The sequence below is a fragment of the Treponema saccharophilum DSM 2985 genome (genome assembly GCF_000255555.1).
Lineage (GTDB): Bacteria > Spirochaetota > Spirochaetia > Treponematales > Treponemataceae > Treponema_D > Treponema_D saccharophilum.
In genome coordinates this window covers 71,499-95,719 of sequence record NZ_AGRW01000050.1, presented here as the reverse complement: position 1 = coordinate 95,719, position 24,221 = coordinate 71,499, and the positions used below count along the sequence as shown (strand labels likewise).

Here is a 24,221-nt window from a genome sequence, read left to right as displayed (position 1 = left end):
GACTTTTTTCATATTCTTTCTCCAAAGGCAAAATTATCATATCGGCAAAATCAGTGCAAAAAGAAAAAGCATTGTCGCGCCCACTCTGAGCGGGTTTGAAAGGCAGACAAAATATTTCAAAACGCGCGGCAATGATTTTTTGCACAAAACGGCACGCTGCCATTTCACCTGACCGCGCAAGAGCAAAATTTCACAAACCAAAATCGAAAAGCCCACTGCAAAAAAGTCAAACTGCTTTTGGGAAAGACAATCGAACGCGGTGCAAAACGGAAACATCAAGAAAAAAGCACCGATAACGTTCACGATGTAAATCGGCAAAAGCCAGTTTTTTGAAACGGTCAGGTTTTCGTCGTCCAGATTTTTCTTTTTTGAAAGCACAATCCCCACAACAGAAGTGAGCAAAAGGTAGAGCGCCAAGAAATACATAATGCTCCAATTGCCTGCTGCAAGAAAAGTGTTTCGGTTGTCCCAAGCACGATACAAAAAGAACGCAATCGGGAAAAGCGACATGAGAAAATCAAAGACAAAGTACAAAGTCAAAAATATTTTTTTCATATTTACTTTCCTCAATTCAACTTTGGAGATTATCTTTCCGAGTTTGGAAGATGTCATTTTCGAACAAGTTTTCTGAAATCTATGCTTCTTTTTGCTTAAGTCAGATGCTGAAACGAGTTCAGCATGACGGGGAAAAAATTGTCATTCCGAACTTGATTCGGAATCTACGCCTTTATTTTACAATTCTACTTCGCCGTCGGAGCATTGCACAGTATCGACACTAAGCCCATGATTCCATTCTTCGCCCTTAGCGATACGCTTCCAGTCTTTGACTTTTCCTTTGTATTCAATCTTTTCAACGAAAAAATAGAAAAACGCATGCCGACCAATTGAGCAAAGCGATTTTGGAAACGTCAATGTTTTTACTTTTTTGTGGCAATATTCAAAAGCGTCTTCTTCAATTGATGTCGTGCCTTCTGGAATGACCATATTTTCTGACAAGAGCGCGGGATAAAGAAGAGTGCTCTTGTCAAAAGCAAAGCCGTCTTTAATCGTGAACTCCATGTTTTCTTTTCCGTTCATAACGCGATAATAATTCGACTTTATTTTGAATGTCGAGCCAAGATTTTCGATGTGGGTGTTTTTGAAAGCGTCATTTTCGATTTCCTCAATTGTATCGGGAATAAAGATTGATTCGAGCGACTCTGCACCCTCAAAAGCGTTTCTTTCGATTTTTTCCACGCTGGACGGCAAAGCGATTGAAGAGAGTGCAGGACAATCATCAAAAGTCGACCACTCGATTTCTTTTATGCCTTCTGGGATATTCACCGATTTTAGCGAAGTGCAGCTTTTGAACGCCAAATAGCCAATGCTTTCAAGACTGTCGGGGAGTTTCACGGCTTCAAGAGTTCTTGCGTCTTGGAACGCACAAGGTTCTATGGACTTTATGCCAAAAATCTCGATGCTTTTCAAGTTCGGCACTTTTAGCGGATACAACCTGCCTTTTGTGAACAAAACAAGGTCTGCGCTCAATTTCACGGTCGGCTGCTTATTGCTCGGAAGCTCTGCAAGCGAGATTTTGTTTTTCTTTAGAAGCGAGAAAACTTCCTCAGCGCTTCTTTCTTGGTCAGAAAAGATTTGTATAATAGTCGGGATTTTTGAAAGCCACTTTTCGTAATCCACTCCAAAACTGAAAATGCCGCAGAACTTTTTTAGCGCAACAAGCACGATTATCCCAGATTTTCGGCTCGCGATGAGCTGATAAACCGCGTCTTCATACTGCTCGAATGCTGATGACAAAAGGGCTTCTGCACTTGCGCTTTGCACTTGCTTTATCTTTTCTGTCTTAGCGCTCATCATCGAAAGCTCTTTGATGTGTGAGCGAAGAACAGAACTTCGTTTTATCAACTTGTAGGTTTTGCTATCTTTTTCGCAATCAAACTCAACTTGAGCGCTCAAAAAGTTGAACCACTTTGTTACAAGCCGCACAAAATCGCTTCCAAAATGAATTGTCAAAAGCGAATTGCAGTTCTTCCAGACTTGATACCAGATTCGCTCGATGCTAGACGGAAGATAAACTTCGGTCAATTCTGTGCAATCTTTAAAGGCTTCTGAGCGAATGATTTTCACGCCCTCGGCAATGCGAGCAATTTTTATGCTCTTGCTTTCCACGCCGAGAACCTCGCTCATATCTTCTGAGTAAATAATCCCGTCAATAACTTTCTCCATTTTTTCACACCTCTTAGTATCCAAGTTTTTTATCAACGATGTATTTCATCACTTTTCCCGAAGCGAAGTTTTGCAAATCTTCCAAAAACATTTCCACGTTTTTGTCTTTTGTGCAATCAAGCGTCAGTTTTCCAGCAACGTGCGGCGTTATCAAAAGGTTTTTCGCTTTCATCACAAATGCTTTTCACGGACGGTATTATAAAATATATTGTGAAAAATTGAGGTGGATAAATGGATTTCATAAAGAAAGTGATAAAAGGCATTGTAGGCTTTCGGCTCTCCCGCATACGATTTCTACGGCTGTCCGCCCGACGAAGACGAGAATCACCCAATGCACGGGCTTTTCCTCTTCAAGACGGGATTTGGTGGCGCGCTTATTCACAGGCTCGGCTCTTTTGACGCAGTGCTAAACGGCGCGGTCTACGGGGCGTATCGGGCGGCAGAAAATGCTAGGGCATTCTATCACAAAAAACTGATGAAAAAGATTAGGGGAAGATAAAATGAAGAAGACTTTTTTTGCAATGATGTTTGTAACTCTGGGGCTTTGTTCTTGTAGTTCCAAAAACAAAGATTTCATTTTTGTAGAAGGCGGAACTTTTTTGATGGGCAATGATGAAATCGAGGAGGAAGCTCCTGCTCACGAAGAAACTGTTTCGAGTTTTTATATTTGCAAGCACGAAGTAACCCAAGGCGAATGGGAAACTTTTATGGCGAAACTCCAAAACAAGCTGTACGAGGGCGATAATATGCCGTTGCGAGATGCGAGTTGGCGGGTTGCACTTGAATACTGCAATCGCAGGAGCGAAGCTGAAGGTTTGACCCCGTGTTATTCTGCGGATAAAGGTGTGGTTGTCTGCGATTTCAGTGCGAACGGCTACAGATTGCCGACAGAAGCTGAATGGGAATATGCTGCGAAAGGCGGAAAAAAGAGCAAGGGCTATCTTTACAGCGGAAGCAATGATATTGACGAGGTTGCTTGGCACGCGACGGTTAAAGGTGAGAAATCTTTTATCGATGACAATCACGAAGTAATGACCAAGAAGCCGAATGAGCTTGGCATTTATGATATGAGTGGTTCTGTGATTGAATTGTGTTGGGACGAGTATGCTTCTTATGACAAAAGCATAGAAGACGACAATTTGTATACAAGAATCTTTACTCAGCGTGTTCTGCGGGGCGGAAGTTCCACAAGTGTTGAAAGTCAATGCACAAACACTTATCGGGATTATTGTGATGAGAGGTCTCCAGCTGGCTTCCGTTTGGTCAGAACATCAATGAAAAAAGGCGTGAAAAAAGCAAACGCAAAGGAAACTGAGTCATCTTGGGTTACAAAGGAACAGCTTCAGGATTTGCTGAATAATATTGTGAAAATGGAAGGTATTATTGAAAAAGCGCAGGATGGAAAGGCAATGAATATCGAAGACATGCATTGCACATATTATAAAAAGTTCGGAAACACTCGTTTGGCAAGTACTTCCGAAAAAATGCCGTATCTTTATATGCGCATGAAAAATCCAAATCCAAAGAACAATTTCCCGAATCTGCTTCACGTTACTTATGGTAAGCCATCGGAAGAGAATATAATGCATTTCCAGGATATGCGTGATGAGATGGAATATGGAATTGAAGACATATATATCAATCCCGTTGATTACGTGGGAGTATATAAATCATTAGGACAGTTCAAATACACATTTAAAACCAATGTGAAAATCAACGGCGTTCCTTATGAAGTGAGGTTCGCAGATGTTGATGAGAACTAGTCGAAAAAGATATTTCTTTTGAGATTGTTTCCCAAGCATAAGTGTGCGGTGTGGTACATGTATAGGTGTGCTATACCGTACATCTATAATGGTGCGGTATGGTACATCTATAATGGCGTTTTCAAAAATAAAAGAGAGAATTATGGGTTTTATAATAAAATTGGTTCGGGGTATTATTAACTTTTGGGTTTCGTCTGCGGCTTTGGTTGCCCTGTATTTTTGCGATATGATTGCAATCGGCATTGCGCTTAGCGTTCAAAACAAGATTCCTGCCATTGAAAAAGCTGCAAAGACTCACGGAATCATAGAATACGTTCTGCCAGCCCTTGCCGTTTTTTTGATAAGCCTTGTTTTTGTCAAAATCAACAAAAAGTGTTTTCATCTGACGCTCGGAAAAATCATACTGCGCTACATCGCCCTTATGGTTTTTCTTGTGGGGTCGGTGGTGCTTCTTGCATTTCTTTGCTCTTTTGTCTGGAACTTGATTCCTGAGGACACAAAGACAACGATAATCAATGTTGTTGGAGTGCCGCTTCTATTTCTTACGGTGATTTCGCACGGCACGCTCTTCTTTGCTGTCATACCGATTATCATAGCGGCATTTGTTTTGTGTCTTGTTGTTCCGCTTTCGCTCATGGCGGGATTTGCCGTGGCTTCGTTCTATGAAAAGAGGTCTCGCATTTTCAAGATTCTTCTAAAGATTGCGGCAGTTGTTTCGCTTGTGCTTTTTGTTGGGCATTTGGTGAAGGTTGGCACTACAATCACGGACGACGACATTTTCAGCCGCCGTTATACAACGGAAAAAGACGCAAGATTTTTGGAAAAACTGCACAAAGAGGGCTTCGACTTTGACGGAAAGAAAATGCTTGTCTATCTTGTTCAGCATGATTCGTCAGAGTTCATTCTTGAGCAGGTGATTTCTTACGGCGTCGATGTCAGAAAATACAGCGAGGAATATTTCCGCTACGGAATAAGTTACGACACGGTTCGTTTTTTGCTTGAGCACGGCGCTGACCCGAATGTGAAGAAGAGTGAGGAATGGCCGCTTCTTTTTTGGGTGCTAGAGGATTACGACACGCTGAAAGTTGCTTTGGAAAAAGGCGCGGACGTGAACGTAAAGTACGCCACTGATATTGACGAGTACGACAATCGCGAAGAAATGCTTCATTGGTATGATGTGAATATGAATGCGGGTATGTATCTTCTTGCGCGGGAAAAGCACGGAATGGAAAAAGAAACATTCAGAAAAACAATGAATCTTCTTTTGGATTATGGTCTGGATTTGGAGTACAAAGACGAAAGAGGCAATAATCTTCGCGATTATGCGAAGCGTTTTAAGTATGATTTGGGACGCTAAGCGTTACGGGCTGTATTTCGCATGGTGTTCTGCATAATGTTACAGTTCTTGGCTATGATGAGAGCGCAAAAACTGCAAGCAAAAGTTTTCACTATCCAACACAATTACAAATTTTCATCCAGTTTTAGATTAGGGGAAAGGAAATGGAAATGTTAGAAACTTTTTTTAATTTAATTTTTGCATGGAGAGAAAACAAAATTAAAGATATTCTAAAATCTTTTTGTTCTTTCGAAGGATATGCTTTAAATGAAGAAATGTGCTGTTATTTTTCTCCAGAATGGAAAGATTATGGCCTTGAATATTTTGATGAAGACAAAGTTTTGTTTGATTTTCAGGTACCTGCTGTTGATGAAGACAAGCAGATAGTAATCTCATACCAAGAATTTTATGACATAGTATGCAAATACTATTTTGAGTATGCGAGGCAGCATTCAGAGGAACAGGACGAAATAATGCGTCTGCTTGCGGAACTGAAAAATAAGCTAAACGTAAAACAATAATAGTTAAGGGTGTTAAATAAATGTTAGAAAACTATTACGAAAAATCTGATTTTGATAAAGAAATAGAAAATTATCCTAAAGAAAAACTGATTTATATAGTTGAGAATGGATATGATATAGAATTAATTGAAGCAGCTTTTCAGAAATTATCGTTCATAGATGAGGATTATGCGTTAACAAAAGGTATGGAATTTTTAAGAAACGATGAATTCGACCCCTATTTCCAAGCCTGTATTATTGATTGTATTTATCAATTAGATAGGGAAAAAGTGTTGGACTGTATTTTAAGCAGAACCGCGGATGTCGATTTTTATTTCTTTGAGGAAATATTACGTAGAATGCTTGCTTACACAACATACGAGGCGTTAATGAAAATGAAGAATTGTAAAGCATATTTAAACTATTTATTTGAACAATACAATAAATATTCTGCAGATGAAAAAAGTGAGATGCAAGACTTGTTAAAAGAATTTGTGCAAGAATTCCATTTAGAGGCTTTATGGAAGAAATAAAAATATTTTTTTGCCATAGGAGTAAATATGAATTTATCAGAAAAATTAGAATTATATACAAGCTTTTCTCAAGGTGAAAACAATGGCTTTTCAAAACTTGAAGTTGCAGATTTAGAATTGGTGAATTTTGACTTAAAACCATATGATTTAAGCAACAGTTATTTTGGAGGAGTTACTTTTACTTCATGTGATTTAAAAAATGTTGATATGCATGGCTCAAATTTTGGTGGGAGTAAGTTTATATCAAGTATCTTAAAAAATAATAACATTGTAAAAGCTGAATGGGATAATGTAGAAATCTATAATATAAGCGTTGATAATATAAATGCATTCAGAACAACCTTTATGGAATCCATATTTAACAATTGCAAGATAAGCCAAAGTAATTTTGAATCATGTAATTTCTGGAGTTCTCGTTTATCTAAAGTAACATTTGAAGAATGTAATTTTGTAGACGCTTGCTTAAATGACTGCATTTTTACAGAAGTCATTTTCAAAAATTGTATTCTTCCTGAAAACTTTAAGCAAAAAACAGGTTTGATAATTACTTAGGGAGTCTTAAATAAGCTTGCGATGAGGTACACGCTCTTCATTTTCTATATATGAGACCATCGCTTTCGTACAAAGTCCACGGCACATATCAAGCTGAGAAATTATCCCCGCAAGTACTTTTTAGAAAAAGTTGTATTTATTCAGAAACTTTTCTGAAATCTGAAAAAGGATATATACAAGAATCCCCCGAACGGTCTATGACAGACAAATGAAAAGGCTTGTCTGTTTTTTCATCGCCGTATAATTCTGCTATGCAGTCATAAATTTCATTTTTGCGAATATCCATTCTATCATCACCCAGATATTTTACTTCATATTTTACAGGTTTTCTTTTCATCTCTCTTAACCTCTTTCTTTTATCTTAAACTCAACTTTACCAATGTTTTTACACTGATACTAATGAATTTCTCTGCTTTGCTCTCCAAGCCCTTCTATTAAGACTGTACCTCTGCCACGAACTTTTTGCCAATCTTTTTCATTTGTCAAAGTTCCGTCTTGCAATTTGTATTTTTCAATCAAAAATTGAACATCTCTGATTTCTTCTCCACTTGCTAACTATAATACCTGTAACTTTTGTATTTTGCTTTAGCTTATAAACAGGATTTTTATTACTATCGCAAACAATAATTTCTTTCTTAACAATAAAATCATTTAATCGTTTCTTTTTTGCTTCTTCAAGTCTTTGAAGTCGCCTTTCTTCAATCCTCTCCATTAATCTTTGAGCAAGATACAACATTTCTTCTTTGTTCATTTTTTATTCTCTTTATATTATAGGTAAATCTATTTTATTTTTTCAAATTATTTAGTAGCTATTTCTGCAAGATTTTCTCAAAACATTCTGCTGAAAAGAACCTATATTATAATCATAATACAGGCTAGGAGGTGCAAAGATGGGCAAATTTATTTATACAATCGAAAAGCTTAATAATAAAGGTCACATTTGGGTGTTTCGTAATGACGGTGAAACAAAAAAAGAAGATGGCATATTACTAAACTTCTTCATCGAAGAAGAGCTTGTTGAAGCATTGACAAAATTCCCGAAAAGTTGTGTTTACGTTCCTGAAGATGATGAAGAGCTTATAAATGAAGGTAAAAGACTTGCTGAAAAATTGGGACTTCAAGCTTTAACATTACCTGATTGAATGTCCTTATAGCCTTCTTTATAAATAAGCCAGCCATCATCATCAAATGCTTTTAGATACTCATTTAGCATTGCAGTAGGAGCTGTTGAAGTTGCCTTTCTTCAATTTTTTGGTTGTGCTAGAAGGTAGTTAGAACGGCAATTCTGACTACTTATACAATTAGTGCAAATAAAAAAAATCGTTTTGCTTTTTTAGAAAATTTACAGTCTGAAATGCCTATATTATTACCATAAACAGAATAAGGAGGTAGAAAAAAATGGGAAAGTTTATTTATACAATCGAAAAGCTAAACAATAACGGGCATATTTGGATTTACAAAAATGATGGAAATTGTGAAAAATCAGAACAGGGGATAATGCTCAGTTTTACAAACGAACAAGATTTGTTGAATGCTTTGACAGAATTCAAAAAGAGTGGTATTTGGATTGTTGAAGATGATTCATAGCTTATTGAAGAAGGCAAAAGGCTCTCAAAGTTGCTTGGAATTCAGCTCATAGCCCCTTGCTTGTGATTTCTTCACGGAATTATCCCTTGACGTACTTTCAAGCTGTCAAGACATTCTGCTACTTCTCTTCACTATATTATATATACATATCTTAGGAGGAACTTGTAATGATTTCAAAAGATGCAAAAAAATTTTTATTACAAAGTAATCAACTTCAAGAAAACTTTTCAAGATTGATAACAATCAATAAGTTGTTAAATGAAGCCAAAATCGATATGTCGAAATTGGAAAAACGCCTTGAAAGGTATGATAATTTTTTTGACAAAATGCTTGAAACTGCTCCAGAAGACCAAGATTGGACTTTCATTATTAAACAGTTAGAAGATAATGTGAAAGAACTTGATACATATTTTTCTTGGATAAAAGATGTTGAAAAATATGACATTCAAATAACTCAACAAGAATTGCAAAAGATGACTCAATATAAAAATACTGTCAATTTGCAAATACAGCAACTCAGGATTTTGCTTAACGATGATTAGAAAAGTATATCAGGGATAATTCCTTTTCTTCATAACCTTCTTTATCAGCTTCAGAAATTAGCCAACCATTGTCGTCAAATACGTCAAGGTATTCATCAAGCATTGCAGACGGAGTTGTTGAAGTGTTCTGCAATATTTTTAGAAACATTCTGCTGAAAAGAACCTATATTATGTATGAGAAGGTTATTTATATGGACAGAGAAACAAAACAAAAATTTATAACAGAAATTGAAAAGATAAGAAAAATAATTGAAGAGAGAAAGTTGCAAGAACAAGCCGAATCTGATGATTTGTATGAAAAATTTTATGAACCAGAAGAAGGTGAACCAAATGAAGATGTTTATTACGAAAATTTTGTTTGGAATCGAAAGAAAAGTAATGACAACATAAAAGATACAGGCGATGGAAAAGGATTTTCATTTTATTATGCCGCTCAAGTTTGGAAAGATGATGACCATTACACAATCAAGGATAAGAATAATAAAGAGCATCCCGATAATAATATAACTTTGGGGTTGGTTGCAACAGAAAATATTGTCGTCGTTGTAAATGCAGAACTAGAAAATGGAAAAATTCGAATTATTTCTGCATGGGAAGATGTAAACGAAGGGCATTATACAGAAACATATATTAAACATAAAGAAAATAATAGAAAATATGGGAAAAATAAAGGTAAAAGAGAAGATAGTTCTACATACCTTTTAATCCGTAGGGCAAATAACAAAAGATTCTTTTCAAATTCAAAAGGTAAAATAATTGAAATAGATGAACTAGATTTTCCATTTGAAGGTAACTTTGCTTCATATAAGGGGAAAAAAGTTTTTGTACAAAAAGTTGGAACATTTGAAGACTGTAAAAAAATACAGAACATTATAGATGCTTACTTAAAACATTCTAAAAATGGTTTTGATTGGTGAAAAGTACGTAAGGGGATAATTCCGAAAGATTCAAAATAATCATCATCAATTCTGTTATCTCTTTCTCTCTCTTTTCTAAATCTTGTATTGTTGATTTTGTGAGCAGTGTCTGCTGAAATAGTTTTATGTCTATTTGTTATGTTTTTAATTCCATTTACCAAAAATTTCAAATATTCTTTGGCAGTTTCTTCTTCAAGACAATAGCCATATCTGCAAAAAATCACGAAACTCATTCAACTTTTCTTCATCAAGTTTGTTAACTCTCATTGATTAAACTCCTATATTCTAATTAGTTGCTTAATCAATCAAAGTACGTTATGGGATAATTCCGAAATATTTTTTGATTTGCTGTTTATGTGTTGAGTAGACCCCTGAAACGAGTTCAGGGTGACAAAGAGAACAGAACGTCACAAGATTTTTTGCGATTTTATCTGCTTTAAGTTAATAAAAACTAGGAGGTTTAACAATGAGTGTATGTTTTTATATCAAAAACAAGAATGGATTTTTTGCCAAAAAAGCACCGATGACAATCAAAGAGTGTTTGGAGCTTTCAAATCAGAAAATCACGCAATTTAGTTTTGACGAAACTGCTGATGATTTTGATGAAAACAGATTTTACAATTCTTCTATTGCCGATTACGAAGTTTTGATTTTGGGTGTGTATGGGCAAAGTTCCCGCGGTTTTGAGCTTTCTTTTGAAAAGGAGGAAAACGCCTACGAAGTCCGTGTTTGCACGCCTAGCACAAAAGAAGATTGGGAGATTGCTCTTCGATATATCAAGGAGTTGGCAAGAAAACTGAAAAACACTATTTCAAATGACCGCGAAGAGCATTTTTCAAAAGACAACATCGAATCTTTTGATTACAAGAAAGACATTTTGTTTGGTCTGCAATGTTTTTGTTATGACGATAGCCCTTCTATGATGCCAGGACTTTTTCGTGAAGTTTGTTTGAACAAAGAATATGCAAAAAAGTTTCTTGATTCACAAAATCCAATCGAAAGTTTCAGCAAATTTTTTCACGATATTCAATATTTGGACGCTTATTCTGCCAAACAGAGATTTTTCGAAGACAAAAACACTGACGAGATTTTTGGGCTTTACACGCTGACTCAAGAAACACGGACGATTTTGCCCTATAAGCCAACCGTGGAGTTCAAGTACACGAATTCGGTAAAAGACGATGATGTCAAAAGCTGGAAAATGTCTTTTTGCATTATCGACGGTGATGAAAATAATCCAGATTCATATCACAATGTTGGTATGTCCTTGTATTCGGATTTTATTTCGCATTTGCCCAAAGACAAATATCGTTTTATTGACGCTTCACACATTTTGGTAGAAGAGTTGTCGCAAGATGAAATCCTTGAGCTAGCAGGAAACAAAAAATGAAAGCACAAACATTTTTTACAACAAAGGATTTTGCTCTAAAAAGCATAATTGAGAAAATCAGCGGCAATGAAAATCTCGTTCACTACAAAAAATATTGCGAAAAGAGGCTTGCGGGGCTAAGAAAAGAGGCATTTGCTGAGCTGAGCGTGTTCCTGAAAGACTTTTCGGACGCACCTTTTGAAGCGAGGAGGCTCTTTGTCGACATTCTTTTGAGCAATGCGGACTCAGTCGGCGAAGACCTTACTCCTGCCACGCTGCCTCACCCGCTAAACGAGCAGGTGATAAAGCCAACGCTTGATGAATGGGCAAAAAAGGAGCGTGAAAATTATCTTCCGCTTTATTGGAGCGCAAAATATTTCTATGACTATGACGCACTTGAGCACGCCTTAGCGATAAATCCCGCCGAGCAAAAGCCGCTTCTGCTTGCCATCGAGCGCAATATCAATGCCCTTTATTATTCGACACATCATTTGCCCGATTATTATTGCGGAAATGTTGATGAGGATATGCTTTTGGTGTGCAAGGTCGAAGAGGAAATCCGCCTTGTTGAAGACAATGAAGTCAAAAAAGCCATCACAGCCGATTTTCTCTTTTATAGCACGCTCATTCGTAACTATCACGAATGGAAACTCTCTGGTGAGAAAGACTTTGCGGTCTGGGGAGCGAAAAACGGCAAGCAAGTTTCTAGCAATGTATCTTCATATTATTACACAAAATAAAAGTGAGCGCGAAATGAAAAGATTTGAAGAGCTTTATGCCCTCTCTGTGCTGTCCGTGAGCGGTTTTGACTTGTTTGGCGAATACAATGCGTGGCTGGACGAGGAGTTTTTGAAAAACGGCGATGATTTTGCTTTGCTCGAAATGGAAGAATTGTCTTCTGACAAGTACAAAACACATTCATTTTTCCGCCAATATTTTTATGACAACCCGGATTTTGACAAAAACATATTCGGAAAAGCGCTTTTTGGCGAGCTTGAGAGGGCATATCACGACAAAAATTGCGATTTTGATTCGTTTGTGAATAATTGTTACGCTGTCTATCAAAATTTACTCAAGCAAATTGAGTGGGACGAAGAGCCGTTTTTCGCTCTTGACTATGCGGGCGACTCAATTGAATGGGGAGATTACAAAAGCGCGCACGAAATAATAGAAAACGCATTCCGATTTTATAGCGGCGAACTCTCTGCTTCATCAAACGAAGTGAAAATTCGCGCATTCAGTGAAATTGCGGCACTCAAAGACGGGGAAATAACGTTTTTTGATGGCGAGAAAGTTGCGCTCTCATCGTGCGCGGGCAAAAAGTGGAGCGGCAGATGTGTCGGAGAGCGTGATTTTGGTGCAAATCCGCCTTATTTTGTGTTCTTCAGTGGCGAAAAATGGACAAAAATCATATTCTGCAAAAAAGGATTGTTCAAAAAAAGAAAAAATCAGCGTGATTTTGCCCTCATTCACAACTTCGTTCAATCTTCTTGCTTCACAACGATGGATTTGCAGTGAGAATTACAGCGGTTTTGCCGATGATTTTAGTGCAAATGACGCAACTTTTCGCTTTTTAGCATAAAAATGAGGATGAGACAATGAGAATCTTTTTGCAAATTATATCCCCAGTCGTGTTTTTGGCGACAATCATCGCTTTTGTGAGAAGTTTGATTGATTACAACAAGCACTACAAAGCAATCGTCGACTTTTTGCGGCTCGAAAACGACAGAGAAACGCTAAAAGCAATCGGTTATGTGGAGTTTTATGGCGAAGAATACGGACTGAGAAGGTCTTTTTCTGTGCTCTCCGCCACGCTAAGACTTTATGAGCGCTTCAATGAGACTCAAAAACGCGAATATTTTGATTACGCACAATATCTTGAGAAGCGGAGAGCATGGCTGATTCCGACAATAATTTGCCTGATTTTGTCGATGATGCTCCTTGCCTTTTCCTTTGGCAGCCTTTGAGCAAAAAATGCGTGAAAAACGATTTTGTCATCATTCACAGCTTCGTTCAATCTTCTTGCTTCACAACGATGGATTTGTAGTGAGAACTACAGCGGTTTTACCGATGATTTTATTGCAAATGACGCAATTTTTCGCTTTCCGAAGGTTCCGTCAGGATTTTTTCTTGATTTCGCTCACGAAAAGACCGGCAATCGTGAGAACGGAGCCGAGCGCGCCCATCGGCGAGATTTTTTCCCCGAGCGCGAGGAACGCGAAGATTATCGTGACGACGGGAATGAGGTAAATGCCCGCCGTGGCGCGGACGGTGCCGAGCTTGTCGCAGGCAATGTTCCACGCCACGAAGCAGAACGCACTCGCGCCGACGCCGAGGAAGCAGAGGTTGAGCCAGTTCAGCGGATTCGTGAAGCGGAACGCGTTGAACGCTGGGTCGAGAATCACGGAGACTCCGTTCTGTATTTCAAGGTTCGGGCTTGACGGCGCGGAAGTGCCGAAACGCGCGAGCGAGAAAATGCCGATGGGAAGCATGAAAACTATCGCCCAATGGAAAATCCGCCGCGTGACGAGAATCGGCTCGAGGTTGAGCGCGTTGATTCTCGCTATGCAGAGGGAATAGACGCCCCAGCACAGCGCCGAGCCGAGCGCGAGGAAATCGCCTTTCGGGTTCATGTTGAATTCGACGACGCCGTTGAAGCTTACGAGCGCGATTCCGACAATCGCGATGATGAAGCCGATGTTGAAGAAGCGCGTCAGATGGTGCTCCCCCAGAAAAAGCTGGAGAAAAAGCGCGGTGAACATCGGGCAAATCGACACGATGACGCTCACGTTCGACGCGCTCGTATATGAAATCGCCATGTTCTCCATGAACTGGTACGCCGTGACGCCGGTCAGCCCCGCGACCATGAAATAGACCTCCTGCCGTTTTTCGGGAAGGGTGAAGACCGCGGGGCGGGCAATCCGCAGCGAGATGTATGCGAGGACAAAACGGACGAAGAGTATCTCGTAAGAGGAGAACGAGCGCAGAAGGTATTTCGTGCAGACGAATGTTATTCCCCAAAGAAGAACGGAGACCGCGGCGAAGAAAAGCCCGGCCAGATTATGATTTTTTGCCATGCGAGGATTCTAGCAGAAAGTCGGAAAGTTATCACGGCGCGCGGGAACGCATCACAAAATCGCTTTTTCTCCCGCGTGCTTTTCCCCGAGCCATCTCGCCCATTTTTCCGTGAAGCATGAAGCGTAGTGGCATTCCGAATGCGGTCCGAGCGTCTCGGAATGCCACAGTTCCGGTGCATTTTCTATATCGCGGGCTTTTTTACCGGCGCTTCATGCTGACAGAACTCGGCAGTCATGCGCGCGCGAATTCGCCGCAGATGCGCTCCAAGGCGTCGGCAAGAATTTTCCGTGGGGTGGCGCAGTTTATGCGCTGGAATTTCTCGCCCTCCGTCCCGAACATCCGCCCCGCGTCGAGCCAGACTTTCGCCTTTCGCAGGATGCGCTCGGAAATTTCCTTGTCGGAAAGCTCGCCGAACGCGCGGAAATCGAGCCACAAAAGGTAGGTTCCCTCCGGCTCGACGACTTTTATTTTCGGGCAGCGCGCGGCAATGAACGACTTCGCGAAATCGATGTTCGATTTTATGTATGCCTTCGCCTCGTCGAACCATTCGCCGCCGGACTCGTATGCGGAAGTCGCCGCGATTATCCCCATGAGGCTCGGTTCGTCGTATCCGGTGCGGTCGATTTCCTTCTGGAACGCCGCCCTGATTTCCGGATTCTGTATGAATATGTTCGAGAACTGCAAGCCCGCCAGGTTGAACGTCTTGCTCGGGGCGGTGCAGATTATCGAATTCTCTGCGGCTTCCTCGGAAAGCGACGACCAGACAGTATGTTTGTTCGGCTCGAAGACTATGTCCGAATGGATTTCGTCCGAGACGACCGCGACGTTGTGGCGCAGGCAGATTTCCGAAAGGCGCAGAAGCTCCTCCTTCGTCCAGACCCGTCCGCCGGGATTGTGCGGTGAGCAGAACACGAAAAGCTTCGCGCCCTCGTCCGTTATCTTCCGCTCGAAATCATCAAAGTCGATTTCGTACCGCCCGTACTTGAACACGAGCGGATTGTTCACGACGCGGCGGTTCAGCGCGCTTATCGTGTTGAAAAACGGATAGTAGACGGGTTTCTGGATTATCACGCCGTCGCCCTCTTTCGTGAGCGCCTTTATCGCCGTCGCGATAGCAAAGACGACACCCGGCGTGTTCACCACGGACTCCTCGTCGAATTCAAATCCGTGGCGCGTCCTGAACCATTTTTCCAGCGCCGAATAATACCGTCCGTCCGGCCTGCTGTACCCGAAAATCCCGTGACGCGCCCGCTCGGCAAGCGCCTCCTGAACGCACGGCGGGGAAGGAAAATCCATGTCGGCAACCCAAAGCGAGACCGCGTCGGCCGGCTTGTTCCTTTTTGCGGCAAGGTCGTATTTTATCGCGAACGTGTTTTTCCTGTCGGTGATTTTGTCAAAATCGTGCTTCATTTTTCCTCCAAAGCCTGCCTCAAATCCTCAACCAAATCATCAGCGTCCTCGATTCCGACTGAAAGCCTGAGCGTCGAGGTCGTGATGCCGTTCTTCTCCCGGATGTCCTCGGGAACGTCCGCGTGCGTCTGCGTGACGGGGTAGGTGATGAGCGTCTCGACGCCGCCAAGGCTTTCCGCGAACTGAATCAGCCGCACCTTGTTCAGAATCGATTTCGCCTTCTCCTCCGACGTCACGTTGAACGTGACCATGGAGCCGAACCCGCGCGCCTGCTTTTTTTGGACGGCGAAACCGGGATGCTCGGGAAGGCCGGGGTAAATCACCTTCGTCACGGAAGGCTGCGCCTTGAGCCACCCGACGATTTTCGCGGCATTCTCCTGCGCTTTTTCCATGCGGACTGCGAGCGTCTTGATTCCGCGGAGCGTCAGCCACGAGTCGAACGGGGAAAGGCCCGCGCCCGTCGTCTTTATGAGGAAGCGGAGTTTTTCCTGAATGTCCGCGCGGTTCGTCACGATGAAGCCCGCGAGCGTGTCGTTGTGCCCCGCGAGGAATTTCGTCCCCGAGTGGATGACGATATCGGCGCCGAGGGAAAGCGGGTTCTGGAAATACGGCGACATGAACGTGTTGTCCACGATAAGGAGAAGCCCGTGCTTTTTCGCGATGCCCGCGACAGCCGCGATGTCGGTGACGTTCATCATGGGGTTCGTCGGCGTCTCTATGTAGATTGCCTTCGTCGCCGGCGTGATGAGCGACGAAAGCCCCGTCTCGTCAAGCGCGGAGATGTTCTCCCGCGTGAAGGTGATGCCGTTTTTTCGGGAAACGTTGTCGAAAAGGCGGATTGACCCTCCGTAAAGGTCGGAATCCGCGATTATGTTGTCGCCCGGCGAGAAAAGCTCCATCAAAAGCGCGATTGCCGCCATTCCGCTCGAAAGCGCGAGCGCGTCGATTCCGCCCTCAAGTGCCGCGACAGTTTTCTCAAGCTGCTCGCGCGTGGGGTTCTGCAGGCGGCTGTAGTCGAACCCGGTGCTCTGGCCGACGGCAGGATGCGCGTACGTCGCCGTCTGGTAAATCGGGAAGCTGATTGCGCCGTAGTGGCTGCATCCGTCCGTTGACGAGCGCTCAAGATGAAGACATTTTGATTCCAATGACAAAGACATATGTGACCTCTTTTTTCTGCTCTGCTCCGAAAAACGGTTGGTTTCTTGCGCATCGGCGCTCATGGATTTTGAAGTCGCGTTCCGAATGACGCCGAAAATCCGGGCAGAACCTTCCTTAAATAAAAAATAATCGCGCGCTGAAGCGGAAAACCCCAGCCGCATGTCCCCGAAAAGTGCGAAAAACACGCGCACGTGCGCCAGTAAACGTCATGGGCATGATTCATCCTGAGAAATGTGCCTGCAAAAACGGAACCGACAGCAGATGCGGAAGACGGGAGACTTTTTAAGACGGAAAAAGCCTCAGGCGTGGAGGCTGGGGGAGCGGCGCATTCGCCCGTTTCGGAAATTCTCGCGGACTAATTTCTCGAAGTAGATTGCCATTTCGCGCCTCCTTATATTCCTATTGAATTGATAGGAATATTGTATACACAAAAACCTACCATGTCAATAAGGAATTGTGCGCCGCACGCCGCGCTCAGATGCAGTATTCGAAGCCCACGAATTCGTGGTTTTTTTCCGCGAGCTGCTCAAGCGTGACAGAATCGACGAAATTGTTGACGACGAATTCAAAATCCTTCCAGAACGACTCGCTTCCCGCCGACTCGACGGTATTTCCCTCGTTGGGGGCGCAGGGGGACAAGTCGCCCTCCATCACGCGCAGGATGTCGCCGACGGTGTATTTGTCCGCCTTTTTTGAGAGCCGGTACCCGCCGTTTATGCCGCGAGAGCTTTCGACGAGGTTCGCGCTGACGAGCTTGGAGAGAATCTGCTCGAGGTATTTGACGGACAGGTTCCTCCTGTGGGAGAGAAGGCGCAACGGTACAAAATCCCCGCCTGAATTTTCTGCTAAATCTTCCATTATCAAAAGCGCATATTGTCCTCGTGTCGAAATTTTGTACATCGTGCCTCCTTTGTCTATTCGTTTTGCCCCGCCCGGAAAACGGCTGCGCGGACATTCCTCATCGGGAAAATCCGGCGGCCACGATTTTTTTCCGTCGCCGGGGAAGGGCGGAAAGCCGGGCCGCCCCGCATCTATATGCTGTACTCGGCTTCCTGAATTTTTCCCCCGAGGTCGAGGTAATCGAGAATCTTGTTGCGGTAGAGCGTGAACGTATCTTGGACGCGCACGCGCGGACGCGGAAGGTCGATGTCGATTATCGCCTCCACGCGGCTCGGCCTCGCGCTCATCACGACGACCTTGTCGCTCATGTAAATCGCCTCGTCGACGTCGTGCGTTACCATGAGCATCGTCATGTCGTTCTCGTTCTTGATGCGGAGAATCTCGTCCTGAAGGTTCATCCTCGTGAACGCGTCAAGTGCGCCGAGCGGTTCGTCGAGGAGAAGGACTTTCGGATGCCCGACAAGCGCGCGAGCGAGCGAAGCCCGCTGCTGCATTCCCCCGGAAATCTGGTGCGGATACGAATTCTCAAAGCCGCTCAGCCCGACGAGGTTTATCATGTCCGCAACGTCATTCTTCTTGTCCTTGTAGATTTTCCGCGCCTTCAGCCCGAACGAAATGTTCTCCCTGACGCTGAGCCACGGAAAAAGGTTCGAGCCCTGGAAGGCGAACCCCCGGTCGCTTCCGGCTTTCGTTATTTTCTCGCCGTCAAGAAAAATCTGCCCCGAGCTTGCCTTCTCAAGGCCGCCGATTATCCGCAGCAGCGTCGATTTTCCGCATCCCGACGGCCCGATAAGGCTCACGAAAGAGCCGGGCTTTATGTCGAGGGAGAAATCGTTGAGGACTTTCACGTCGTCGAAGCTTTTCTCCACGTTCTGAATTCTTATGTTCCCGAGCATTGTTCCTCCCCGCGCTATTCCCCGAACAGCGTCGTGCTGAGATACCGGAGCCCCGTGTCGGGGAACACGACGACGATGTTCTTCCCCGCGAATTCTTCCCTTTTCGCGATAATCGTCGCGCCCCACAAAGCCGCGCCGCTTGAATTGCCGACAAGCACGCCGTCCGTCTTCGCGACAGTGCGCGCGGCGTCGAACGCGCCGTCCGTGTCCGCGACGAAAACCTCGTCGAACACCTTTTTCGTCACGCCGCCGTCCTCTTTCAGGCTTGGCGGGATGCGCTCGGCGGGAACCTCCGTGAAGTTGTGGATTCCCGTCAGCTTCGTGTCCGTTTCCGCAGGCTCGACCGCAAAAATCTTCGTCTTGCCGCCGTTCTTCTCGTGGATGTAGTCCGCGATTCCCCGTATCGTTCCGGCAGTTCCCACGGAGGCGACGACTGCCGCGACATTTCCTTCCGTATCCTCCCAGATTTCCTTCCCCGTGGTGTCGTGGTGCGCGACGGGGTTGAGCGGGTTTATCATCTGGTCAACAAAATAAATGTCGTCGCCCGCAGCCTGCCTGTCACGTATGTGCTGCTTGAGGATGTTCGTCGCGGCGACAAAATCGTTGTTCGTGGCGGCAAGCGCGTCCTGAAGCTCCGGCACCTCGCTGATTTTCGTGACGTCCGCGCCGAATGCCTTCATGACGAGAAGCCGCTCATGGCTCACGCCGTCCTGAAGGTATATCCTGACTTTGTACCCTTTGATTGCGCCTATCGCGCTGACCGCGATTCCTGTGTTCCCGCTCGTATATTCGACGAGCGTCGTCTTTCCGGGCTTGATTTTCCCCGCCTTCTCCGCCTCCTCGATAATCCTGAGGACGATTCTGTCCTTTATGCTTCCGATTGGGTTGAAATACTCGACCTTCGCGAGAATATGCGCCTTGAGGCCGAGCTTCTCCTCGTATCCGTGAAGCCGCACAAGGGGAGTGTGCCCGACAAGTTCCGCAAGCGAATCGTGAATTTTTTTTGACATAGTGTTTCCTCCGTTTTTTTTCCTATAATTTTACTAGGTTTTTAGCTCAAATAAAAAACTTCATCGCACATTCCAAGCGCATCTTCGTCGTGGGTGACGAGAATGACCGTCTTCCCGCGCCGCGAAAGCTGCCTGAATATGGAGATGATTTCCTCAGCCTGCTTCCGGCTCACGGCATCGGTCGGCTCGTCGGCGATGATGATTTCCGGGTCGTTCATCAACGCGCGCGCGATGAGAAGCCGCCTGTTCTCGCCGCCGGAAATAGATGCCGGGCTGATTTCCGAAAGATGCCCTATGCCGAATTCCTCCAGAAGCGCCCGCGCCCGCGCGACAGCTTCGTCCCCGCCGCCCTTTCTCCTCTTCCCGAGAAAAAAGGGCAGGGCGGCGTTCTCAAGGACGGTCATGTTCTCAAGGAAGCTCTGCTCTTGCGAGACGAAGCCGATTTCCTCGTTGCGGAAGCGGCTGATTTCCTCGTCGCCCATCGATGAAATGTCCTTCCCGTTTACGAGAACCTCCCCGATGTCGGCTTTCTGCAGGCCCGCGATAATCGAGACGAGCGTGCTTTTTCCGGCACCGGACTCGCCCTTTATTCCGAGGAAAACGCCGTCTCCCACGGTGAGGGAAAAATCAGAGAGCACGTTCCGGACTCCCTGCGGCGTCGAAAAAGATTTAGATACGTTTTTCAGCTCAATCACAGTCTCCTCCAAAAACGCTATTTGACGTCCCCGTACGGCTCCGCCTTCGATATCCTGACCGCGCTTTTTGCCGCCGAGGCGACGCACGATAAAGTCACGGCGACGAAAACCGCGGCGGAAAAGCACAGCACCGTACCGAATCCGCCGGGCGAAAACGGAAGCGCTATTTTTTGCGAGATAACGCCGCTGAACGGAATCACGACGAGCGCTGCGATTATGATTCCAAGAACGGAACCAGCCCCGCCGAGAATGGCAGCCTCGTGGAAAAGAACCGAGCGCAGCTGCCTTTTCGTCGCGCCGAGCACCCGCAGAATCGAGAATTCACGCCGCCGCTCGTTAATCGTTACCGAAAAAATGAGCGCGAGCGAAAAAAACGCGACAAGGAGGACGAGCGCCGAAATCGAGTACAGGAACACGAGGACGGCGGATATCTTCCCCGAAAAGTTCCTGATGAATTTTTCCCCGATTATCACCTGCACGCCGGGTACGGCCTTTTTTATCCTGAGCGCAACGGCATCGGCGGAGGCGTCATCGGAAAGTCGAACGAGGACGGAGCTTATCTTGTTCTCCGTGTCGCCGTCGGACACAAAGCCGAATCCTTTCCGGCTCGCGTCGTCGAATATCCAGCGGAGGCTTTCCATATCGCAGAAAATCACGTTGTCCATCCCTGAGCCGCTTTTCGAAAGCCGCCCGGCAATCTTGTGCTCGCTCCCGAAAAACCTGACCGTTCCGTTCTCGTCGCTGACGTTGAACCCCGAAAGGAGGAATTCCCCGCCGGAAATTCCGCTCACGCCGGTTTTCGCCCAGCTTTTCACCACGAAGTCGCTCTCCGGCTCGAAACCGATAATCTGGACAGGAAAATCGCAGCAGCTTTCGGAGACGCTCGTAAGGTAGAACTGCGCGCTCGCCTGGCTGACGCCGGAAACGGAGCGCACGGAATCGACGACGTTCCGCTCCATATAAAAATAGTTCGGCTCGCCGGAAAGGAGAATCCGCTCCTCGCCCTTCTCGTATCCTTCGGGAACGACGAGCAAATCGGCGCCAATCCGGGAGCGCAGCCCCGCAATCCCGGATTTCAGGCTCGCCGAAAGCACGAGCGACGCGAACATTACCGCGGAAGAAATCGCGACCATCGCGACGATAAGGACCGTGCGGTGCGTTTTCTTGGAAAGGTTCGCGATTGCCAGCGCCTTTTCGACATCCGAGCGGAAAATCAGCGTTTTTTCCATAAAAGCACCGTCTGGAAAAGCGAAATCAGGAAAATCAGCATTCCGAAGACGAAGACGGTCGGCCTCGTGACGGCATGGCAGTGCATTTTCGGCATGGCGCAGACCTTCGCGAATGTAAAAGGCGCGATTGCGACGAGAAGTCCCAGGACGGAAACAAGCCCAGACAAGATGATGTTCAGTTTTTTCATATAAATCTCCTTTTTGTTTTCGCGCCGCCCGATTTCGGACAGCGCATGTGGTTTTGTATGCGGCGCCGGCGTCCCTTACAGCGGGAACCCGGTGCGGATTCCGTTTATCTCGGTGAACGTCTTTGTCTCCTTGTCGTATGAATATCCGTCGGGAACTCCGAAAAGCTCGATGTATCCCTGCGCGATGAATTTCTCTATGTCCGTCGAATTCTTGAGGATGCCCGCCTCCTTAAGCTGCCGCGCGGCAGCGTCGAACGTCTGCCTTCCGAGCGAGCGGCTCGGGATGAAATTCAGCTCGTCGAGCAGCGACGCGTTGAAATCGAGGTCGCCCGCAACCAAATCGTTCTCTATCTGGAGCTGCGCGGTCGCCCGCGGCTCTGCCTCCACATATGCGCTCGCCTTCTGCAAGGCGCGTGTCACGGCAGCGGCGCCCTCGGGATTCTCTCGGAGGAGCTTGTGCGTCACGAACTGCTGGCAGCAGTACTCGTTCCTGAATTTCTCGTCCGTTCCCGTGTCGAGTATTTTCCGGAACCCGTATGCAAGCTCGCCCTTCGTCGCGACCGGGTCGTGCGCGCCGATGACGTCAACGGCGCCGTTGTTGAGCGCGATCGCGAGGTCTGCCGACGAGTAGGCGACGAATTCGACCTCGTTGTTGTCCGCGGTGACGCCGATTCCGACATCCATCAGCTTTCTCTTGAGGTTCATGACGCTCGAATCGGCAAGGCCGGGAACGCCGATTTTCTTTCCGCGCAAATCCTTCACGGATTGTATGTCGCTGTCCTTCCTGACGTAGTATTTCGTGCATCCGACGTGGATTCCCGAAGTGTACGAAATGGGAAGCCCGTTCTCCATCGCCTGGAGCTGCGTCGCGTACAGACCGTATCCTGCATCGACTTTCCCGGACGCAATCATCTCGCCCAACGTCGCGCCGCCCTCGACCTGCTGGACGTACTCCGCCTTCTGCCCGATTTTTTCGAGTTCCTCGTCGAAAAGCCCCATCTTCATCGCGACATGCACAGGCGCCCCGCAGAGATTCCCTGTCTGGAAGTTGATTCTGACGACTTTCTGCGCGGAAGACGCTTCCTTCTTGTTGCACGACGGAAATGCGAGCAGAACCGTGGCCGCTGCGGCAGCCAATACGCTTTTTGAAATTGATTTTTTCATAATATGCCTCCATTTTTTATGAATTGATTTCGTTACCATTTGATGAGACCTTTCTGCCATCCGAGAAGGCGGCTCCTCACCTTGAAAAGCGCCGTTATGATTACCGTGCAGAAAAGTGCAATCATAATCAGACCGGCATAGACGCCCGAGTAGAGCATCATCGCCTTCTGGTAGCTTATGTACCAGCCGATTCCGTATTTCGCGCCGAACATCTCCGCCGTCATGAGGGCGATGAACGCCGCGCATATCCCGTTGAACACGCCCTGAAAAATGTTCGGGAGGGCGGCAGGAACCGCAACCTTGAAAATCTGGTAGAACGTTCCCGCTCCGAGCGTCCGGCTGACCTCGAAATAGATTTTGCTCGTGTTCTGAATCCCGGAGCTCGTCATAAGCTGGACGGGGAACCACACCGCAAGCGCGATGATGAACACGCTCGCACCGAACGGCGTCGGGAAAGTCGTCAGGACAAGCGGAATCCACGCCGTCGCCGGAATCGGTCCGATAAGCTTTATGTACGGGTTCACCCAGTAGCAGACTTTTTTGGAGAAGCCGATGCAGACACCCGTGACGAATCCCGAAACAGTCCCGAAAAGCACCCCGAGAATCAGAAGCCTGAACGAGAAGCCAATGCACTTCAGAAGGAGCGGCGTCTGCTCGAAGAAAACCGCAAGGACGTTGTCGTAGCTCGGAAAAAAAATCACGGGAAGAAGCGCGAGCTTTGCCGTGGCAAGGTTGAGCAGCGCAACGAGAATTCCTGAACCGAAGAAAAACGCCCCTTTCTGCTCAAGCCCCTCCCGAATTTTCCCGCTGAAAAACGAAAGCGCGAAAAGGATGAGCGCGAAAGCGAGCAGTACGCAAAGAAGCAGATTGTAGTATGGTTTTGCCGCCCCCGGATGAAGCGGGCTGTCGGCGACGATAGTCTGCACAAGAATGGCAAAAACAACCCCGAGAGCAGGAAAAGCGCGGAAAAGAATATTCTTTAGAGTTTGTCTCATTTTGCACCTCGTATAACCTAGTAATGTAGTAGGTATATAACATTTCGCGGAACTGTTCTAATATATTTTTTCTATAACTGATATAGATTTTTTTTATACCTATGCGCGGATTTTTGTTGAGGCACGGTCGGGCAATTTTTTGTCATGATGGACGGCTGCGCGGAAGAAAGCAAATC

29 protein-coding genes and 1 pseudogene are annotated in these 24,221 nt (G+C 45.5%); 14 read left to right on the top strand and 16 right to left on the bottom strand.

The window, feature by feature from the left end:
• Positions 1 to 36 precede the first annotated feature (36 nt).
• From TRESADRAFT_RS09495 to TRESADRAFT_RS16270, 3 genes are all read right to left on the bottom strand, one after another.
• Entirely contained in the window at positions 37 to 555 is a 519-nt protein-coding gene (locus TRESADRAFT_RS09495) for a hypothetical protein (protein ID WP_002705159.1), read from the bottom strand.
• A 177-nt stretch (positions 556 to 732) separates the two neighbouring features.
• The gene (locus TRESADRAFT_RS09485) at positions 733 to 2,223 is read right to left on the bottom strand and encodes a leucine-rich repeat domain-containing protein (protein WP_002705157.1); all 1,491 of its coding nucleotides are present in this window, start codon (positions 2,221 to 2,223) and stop codon (positions 733 to 735) included.
• 13 nt (positions 2,224 to 2,236) lie between these two features.
• A complete protein-coding gene (locus TRESADRAFT_RS16270; RefSeq protein WP_159100056.1) occupies positions 2,237 to 2,398 on the bottom strand; it encodes a hypothetical protein in 162 nt (53 codons plus the stop codon).
• 111 nt (positions 2,399 to 2,509) lie between these two features.
• Here TRESADRAFT_RS16270 and TRESADRAFT_RS15695 point away from each other — a divergent pair.
• The 6 genes and pseudogenes from TRESADRAFT_RS15695 to TRESADRAFT_RS15690 all read left to right on the top strand — a co-directional run.
• Positions 2,510 to 2,722: pseudogene (locus TRESADRAFT_RS15695) on the top strand (peptidoglycan bridge formation glycyltransferase FemA/FemB family protein); the annotation flags it as partial.
• A gap of 1 nt (position 2,723) precedes the next feature.
• The gene (locus TRESADRAFT_RS15230) at positions 2,724 to 3,986 is read left to right on the top strand and encodes a formylglycine-generating enzyme family protein (protein WP_002705151.1); all 1,263 of its coding nucleotides are present in this window, start codon (positions 2,724 to 2,726) and stop codon (positions 3,984 to 3,986) included.
• A 112-nt stretch (positions 3,987 to 4,098) separates the two neighbouring features.
• The gene (locus tag TRESADRAFT_RS09475; RefSeq protein ID WP_040842809.1) at positions 4,099 to 5,343 is read left to right on the top strand and encodes an ankyrin repeat domain-containing protein; all 1,245 of its coding nucleotides are present in this window, start codon (positions 4,099 to 4,101) and stop codon (positions 5,341 to 5,343) included.
• A gap of 143 nt (positions 5,344 to 5,486) precedes the next feature.
• Positions 5,487 to 5,843, top strand: a complete 357-nt coding sequence (locus tag TRESADRAFT_RS09470; RefSeq protein ID WP_040842808.1) for a hypothetical protein — start codon at positions 5,487 to 5,489, stop codon at positions 5,841 to 5,843.
• A gap of 20 nt (positions 5,844 to 5,863) precedes the next feature.
• On the top strand, positions 5,864 to 6,355 hold the full coding sequence (locus tag TRESADRAFT_RS09465) for a hypothetical protein (protein WP_002705146.1): 492 nt from the start codon (positions 5,864 to 5,866) through the stop codon (positions 6,353 to 6,355).
• Between the two features lie 27 nt (positions 6,356 to 6,382).
• Positions 6,383 to 6,907: a pentapeptide repeat-containing protein gene (locus TRESADRAFT_RS15690; RefSeq protein WP_002705144.1), complete on the top strand. Its 525-nt coding sequence runs from the start codon at positions 6,383 to 6,385 to the stop codon at positions 6,905 to 6,907.
• A 136-nt stretch (positions 6,908 to 7,043) separates the two neighbouring features.
• Here TRESADRAFT_RS15690 and TRESADRAFT_RS16060 read toward each other — a convergent pair whose 3' ends face one another.
• Positions 7,044 to 7,244, bottom strand: coding sequence for a hypothetical protein (locus tag TRESADRAFT_RS16060; protein WP_141607306.1), 201 nt, complete (start codon positions 7,242 to 7,244; stop codon positions 7,044 to 7,046).
• A gap of 174 nt (positions 7,245 to 7,418) precedes the next feature.
• Positions 7,419 to 7,658: a hypothetical protein gene (locus TRESADRAFT_RS09460; RefSeq protein WP_040842807.1), complete on the bottom strand. Its 240-nt coding sequence runs from the start codon at positions 7,656 to 7,658 to the stop codon at positions 7,419 to 7,421.
• Between the two features lie 139 nt (positions 7,659 to 7,797).
• Here TRESADRAFT_RS09460 and TRESADRAFT_RS09455 point away from each other — a divergent pair, with 139 nt between their 5' ends.
• From TRESADRAFT_RS09455 to TRESADRAFT_RS09420, 8 genes are all read left to right on the top strand, one after another.
• Positions 7,798 to 8,049 carry a hypothetical protein gene (locus TRESADRAFT_RS09455; protein ID WP_002705142.1) on the top strand — a complete coding sequence of 84 codons (252 nt, stop codon included), beginning with the start codon at positions 7,798 to 7,800 and terminating at the stop codon, positions 8,047 to 8,049.
• Between the two features lie 256 nt (positions 8,050 to 8,305).
• Positions 8,306 to 8,494 carry a hypothetical protein gene (locus TRESADRAFT_RS09450; protein ID WP_002705140.1) on the top strand — a complete coding sequence of 63 codons (189 nt, stop codon included), beginning with the start codon at positions 8,306 to 8,308 and terminating at the stop codon, positions 8,492 to 8,494.
• A gap of 167 nt (positions 8,495 to 8,661) precedes the next feature.
• Positions 8,662 to 9,036 carry a hypothetical protein gene (locus TRESADRAFT_RS09445; RefSeq protein WP_002705139.1) on the top strand — a complete coding sequence of 125 codons (375 nt, stop codon included), beginning with the start codon at positions 8,662 to 8,664 and terminating at the stop codon, positions 9,034 to 9,036.
• Positions 9,037 to 9,227: 191 nt separating this feature from the next.
• Complete coding sequence (locus TRESADRAFT_RS09440) at positions 9,228 to 9,953, top strand: BrnT family toxin (RefSeq protein WP_002705137.1); 726 nt, start codon at positions 9,228 to 9,230, stop codon at positions 9,951 to 9,953.
• 466 nt (positions 9,954 to 10,419) lie between these two features.
• Complete coding sequence (locus TRESADRAFT_RS09435; protein WP_002705135.1) at positions 10,420 to 11,343, top strand: DUF4299 family protein; 924 nt, start codon at positions 10,420 to 10,422, stop codon at positions 11,341 to 11,343.
• Entirely contained in the window at positions 11,340 to 12,062 is a 723-nt protein-coding gene (locus TRESADRAFT_RS09430) for a hypothetical protein (RefSeq protein WP_002705132.1), read from the top strand. The genes TRESADRAFT_RS09435 and TRESADRAFT_RS09430 overlap by 4 nt, the downstream gene beginning before the upstream one ends.
• A 13-nt stretch (positions 12,063 to 12,075) precedes the next feature.
• On the top strand, positions 12,076 to 12,840 hold the full coding sequence (locus tag TRESADRAFT_RS09425) for a hypothetical protein (protein WP_002705130.1): 765 nt from the start codon (positions 12,076 to 12,078) through the stop codon (positions 12,838 to 12,840).
• An 80-nt stretch (positions 12,841 to 12,920) separates the two neighbouring features.
• Positions 12,921 to 13,289 carry a hypothetical protein gene (locus tag TRESADRAFT_RS09420; protein ID WP_002705129.1) on the top strand — a complete coding sequence of 123 codons (369 nt, stop codon included), beginning with the start codon at positions 12,921 to 12,923 and terminating at the stop codon, positions 13,287 to 13,289.
• 150 nt (positions 13,290 to 13,439) lie between these two features.
• Here TRESADRAFT_RS09420 and TRESADRAFT_RS09415 read toward each other — a convergent pair whose 3' ends face one another.
• From TRESADRAFT_RS09415 to TRESADRAFT_RS09365, 11 genes are all read right to left on the bottom strand, one after another.
• Positions 13,440 to 14,399: a DMT family transporter gene (locus TRESADRAFT_RS09415; RefSeq protein ID WP_002705127.1), complete on the bottom strand. Its 960-nt coding sequence runs from the start codon at positions 14,397 to 14,399 to the stop codon at positions 13,440 to 13,442.
• Between the two features lie 232 nt (positions 14,400 to 14,631).
• Positions 14,632 to 15,810: a MalY/PatB family protein gene (locus TRESADRAFT_RS09410; RefSeq protein ID WP_002705125.1), complete on the bottom strand. Its 1,179-nt coding sequence runs from the start codon at positions 15,808 to 15,810 to the stop codon at positions 14,632 to 14,634.
• Positions 15,807 to 16,967 carry a trans-sulfuration enzyme family protein gene (locus TRESADRAFT_RS09405; protein ID WP_002705124.1) on the bottom strand — a complete coding sequence of 387 codons (1,161 nt, stop codon included), beginning with the start codon at positions 16,965 to 16,967 and terminating at the stop codon, positions 15,807 to 15,809. Before TRESADRAFT_RS09405 ends, TRESADRAFT_RS09410 begins: the two co-directional genes overlap by 4 nt.
• Positions 16,968 to 17,442: 475 nt before the next feature.
• Complete coding sequence (locus tag TRESADRAFT_RS09400) at positions 17,443 to 17,868, bottom strand: RrF2 family transcriptional regulator (protein ID WP_002705122.1); 426 nt, start codon at positions 17,866 to 17,868, stop codon at positions 17,443 to 17,445.
• A gap of 131 nt (positions 17,869 to 17,999) precedes the next feature.
• A complete protein-coding gene (locus TRESADRAFT_RS09395; protein WP_002705121.1) occupies positions 18,000 to 18,764 on the bottom strand; it encodes an ABC transporter ATP-binding protein in 765 nt (254 codons plus the stop codon).
• Positions 18,765 to 18,778: 14 nt separating this feature from the next.
• On the bottom strand, positions 18,779 to 19,774 hold the full coding sequence (locus TRESADRAFT_RS09390; RefSeq protein WP_002705120.1) for a PLP-dependent cysteine synthase family protein: 996 nt from the start codon (positions 19,772 to 19,774) through the stop codon (positions 18,779 to 18,781).
• 41 nt (positions 19,775 to 19,815) lie between these two features.
• Positions 19,816 to 20,469 (bottom strand): ABC transporter ATP-binding protein, encoded by a 654-nt coding sequence (locus TRESADRAFT_RS09385; RefSeq protein WP_002705119.1) that lies wholly within the window; start codon positions 20,467 to 20,469, stop codon positions 19,816 to 19,818.
• A 17-nt stretch (positions 20,470 to 20,486) separates the two neighbouring features.
• Positions 20,487 to 21,698 (bottom strand): ABC transporter permease, encoded by a 1,212-nt coding sequence (locus tag TRESADRAFT_RS09380; protein WP_002705118.1) that lies wholly within the window; start codon positions 21,696 to 21,698, stop codon positions 20,487 to 20,489.
• The gene (locus TRESADRAFT_RS09375; RefSeq protein ID WP_002705117.1) at positions 21,683 to 21,886 is read right to left on the bottom strand and encodes a DUF4418 family protein; all 204 of its coding nucleotides are present in this window, start codon (positions 21,884 to 21,886) and stop codon (positions 21,683 to 21,685) included. The genes TRESADRAFT_RS09380 and TRESADRAFT_RS09375 overlap by 16 nt, the downstream gene beginning before the upstream one ends.
• 75 nt (positions 21,887 to 21,961) lie before the next feature.
• Positions 21,962 to 23,050 carry an ABC transporter substrate-binding protein gene (locus tag TRESADRAFT_RS09370; RefSeq protein ID WP_002705116.1) on the bottom strand — a complete coding sequence of 363 codons (1,089 nt, stop codon included), beginning with the start codon at positions 23,048 to 23,050 and terminating at the stop codon, positions 21,962 to 21,964.
• A 32-nt stretch (positions 23,051 to 23,082) separates the two neighbouring features.
• Positions 23,083 to 24,045: an ABC transporter permease gene (locus TRESADRAFT_RS09365; RefSeq protein ID WP_002705115.1), complete on the bottom strand. Its 963-nt coding sequence runs from the start codon at positions 24,043 to 24,045 to the stop codon at positions 23,083 to 23,085.
• Positions 24,046 to 24,221 lie beyond the last annotated feature (176 nt).

Coding starts and splice junctions, on each gene's coding strand:
- TRESADRAFT_RS09365 (WP_002705115.1), bottom strand. CDS start 24,045: ATGAGACAAACTCTAAAGAATATTCTTTTCCGCGCTTTTCCTGCTCTC.
- TRESADRAFT_RS09465 (WP_002705146.1), top strand. CDS start 5,864: ATGTTAGAAAACTATTACGAAAAATCTGATTTTGATAAAGAAATAGAA.
- TRESADRAFT_RS09435 (WP_002705135.1), top strand. CDS start 10,420: ATGAGTGTATGTTTTTATATCAAAAACAAGAATGGATTTTTTGCCAAA.
- TRESADRAFT_RS09370 (WP_002705116.1), bottom strand. CDS start 23,050: ATGAAAAAATCAATTTCAAAAAGCGTATTGGCTGCCGCAGCGGCCACG.
- TRESADRAFT_RS09425 (WP_002705130.1), top strand. CDS start 12,076: ATGAAAAGATTTGAAGAGCTTTATGCCCTCTCTGTGCTGTCCGTGAGC.
- TRESADRAFT_RS09395 (WP_002705121.1), bottom strand. CDS start 18,764: ATGCTCGGGAACATAAGAATTCAGAACGTGGAGAAAAGCTTCGACGAC.
- TRESADRAFT_RS09400 (WP_002705122.1), bottom strand. CDS start 17,868: ATGTACAAAATTTCGACACGAGGACAATATGCGCTTTTGATAATGGAA.
- TRESADRAFT_RS09405 (WP_002705124.1), bottom strand. CDS start 16,967: ATGTCTTTGTCATTGGAATCAAAATGTCTTCATCTTGAGCGCTCGTCA.
- TRESADRAFT_RS09430 (WP_002705132.1), top strand. CDS start 11,340: ATGAAAGCACAAACATTTTTTACAACAAAGGATTTTGCTCTAAAAAGC.
- TRESADRAFT_RS09495 (WP_002705159.1), bottom strand. CDS start 555: ATGAAAAAAATATTTTTGACTTTGTACTTTGTCTTTGATTTTCTCATG.
- TRESADRAFT_RS09460 (WP_040842807.1), bottom strand. CDS start 7,658: ATGAACAAAGAAGAAATGTTGTATCTTGCTCAAAGATTAATGGAGAGG.
- TRESADRAFT_RS09450 (WP_002705140.1), top strand. CDS start 8,306: ATGGGAAAGTTTATTTATACAATCGAAAAGCTAAACAATAACGGGCAT.
- TRESADRAFT_RS09475 (WP_040842809.1), top strand. CDS start 4,099: ATGGCGTTTTCAAAAATAAAAGAGAGAATTATGGGTTTTATAATAAAA.
- TRESADRAFT_RS15690 (WP_002705144.1), top strand. CDS start 6,383: ATGAATTTATCAGAAAAATTAGAATTATATACAAGCTTTTCTCAAGGT.
- TRESADRAFT_RS09485 (WP_002705157.1), bottom strand. CDS start 2,223: ATGGAGAAAGTTATTGACGGGATTATTTACTCAGAAGATATGAGCGAG.
- TRESADRAFT_RS09410 (WP_002705125.1), bottom strand. CDS start 15,810: ATGAAGCACGATTTTGACAAAATCACCGACAGGAAAAACACGTTCGCG.
- TRESADRAFT_RS09390 (WP_002705120.1), bottom strand. CDS start 19,774: ATGTCAAAAAAAATTCACGATTCGCTTGCGGAACTTGTCGGGCACACT.
- TRESADRAFT_RS16060 (WP_141607306.1), bottom strand. CDS start 7,244: ATGAAAAGAAAACCTGTAAAATATGAAGTAAAATATCTGGGTGATGAT.
- TRESADRAFT_RS09440 (WP_002705137.1), top strand. CDS start 9,228: ATGGACAGAGAAACAAAACAAAAATTTATAACAGAAATTGAAAAGATA.
- TRESADRAFT_RS15230 (WP_002705151.1), top strand. CDS start 2,724: ATGAAGAAGACTTTTTTTGCAATGATGTTTGTAACTCTGGGGCTTTGT.
- TRESADRAFT_RS09470 (WP_040842808.1), top strand. CDS start 5,487: ATGGAAATGTTAGAAACTTTTTTTAATTTAATTTTTGCATGGAGAGAA.
- TRESADRAFT_RS09380 (WP_002705118.1), bottom strand. CDS start 21,698: ATGGAAAAAACGCTGATTTTCCGCTCGGATGTCGAAAAGGCGCTGGCA.
- TRESADRAFT_RS09415 (WP_002705127.1), bottom strand. CDS start 14,399: ATGGCAAAAAATCATAATCTGGCCGGGCTTTTCTTCGCCGCGGTCTCC.
- TRESADRAFT_RS09445 (WP_002705139.1), top strand. CDS start 8,662: ATGATTTCAAAAGATGCAAAAAAATTTTTATTACAAAGTAATCAACTT.
- TRESADRAFT_RS09455 (WP_002705142.1), top strand. CDS start 7,798: ATGGGCAAATTTATTTATACAATCGAAAAGCTTAATAATAAAGGTCAC.
- TRESADRAFT_RS09420 (WP_002705129.1), top strand. CDS start 12,921: ATGAGAATCTTTTTGCAAATTATATCCCCAGTCGTGTTTTTGGCGACA.
- TRESADRAFT_RS09375 (WP_002705117.1), bottom strand. CDS start 21,886: ATGAAAAAACTGAACATCATCTTGTCTGGGCTTGTTTCCGTCCTGGGA.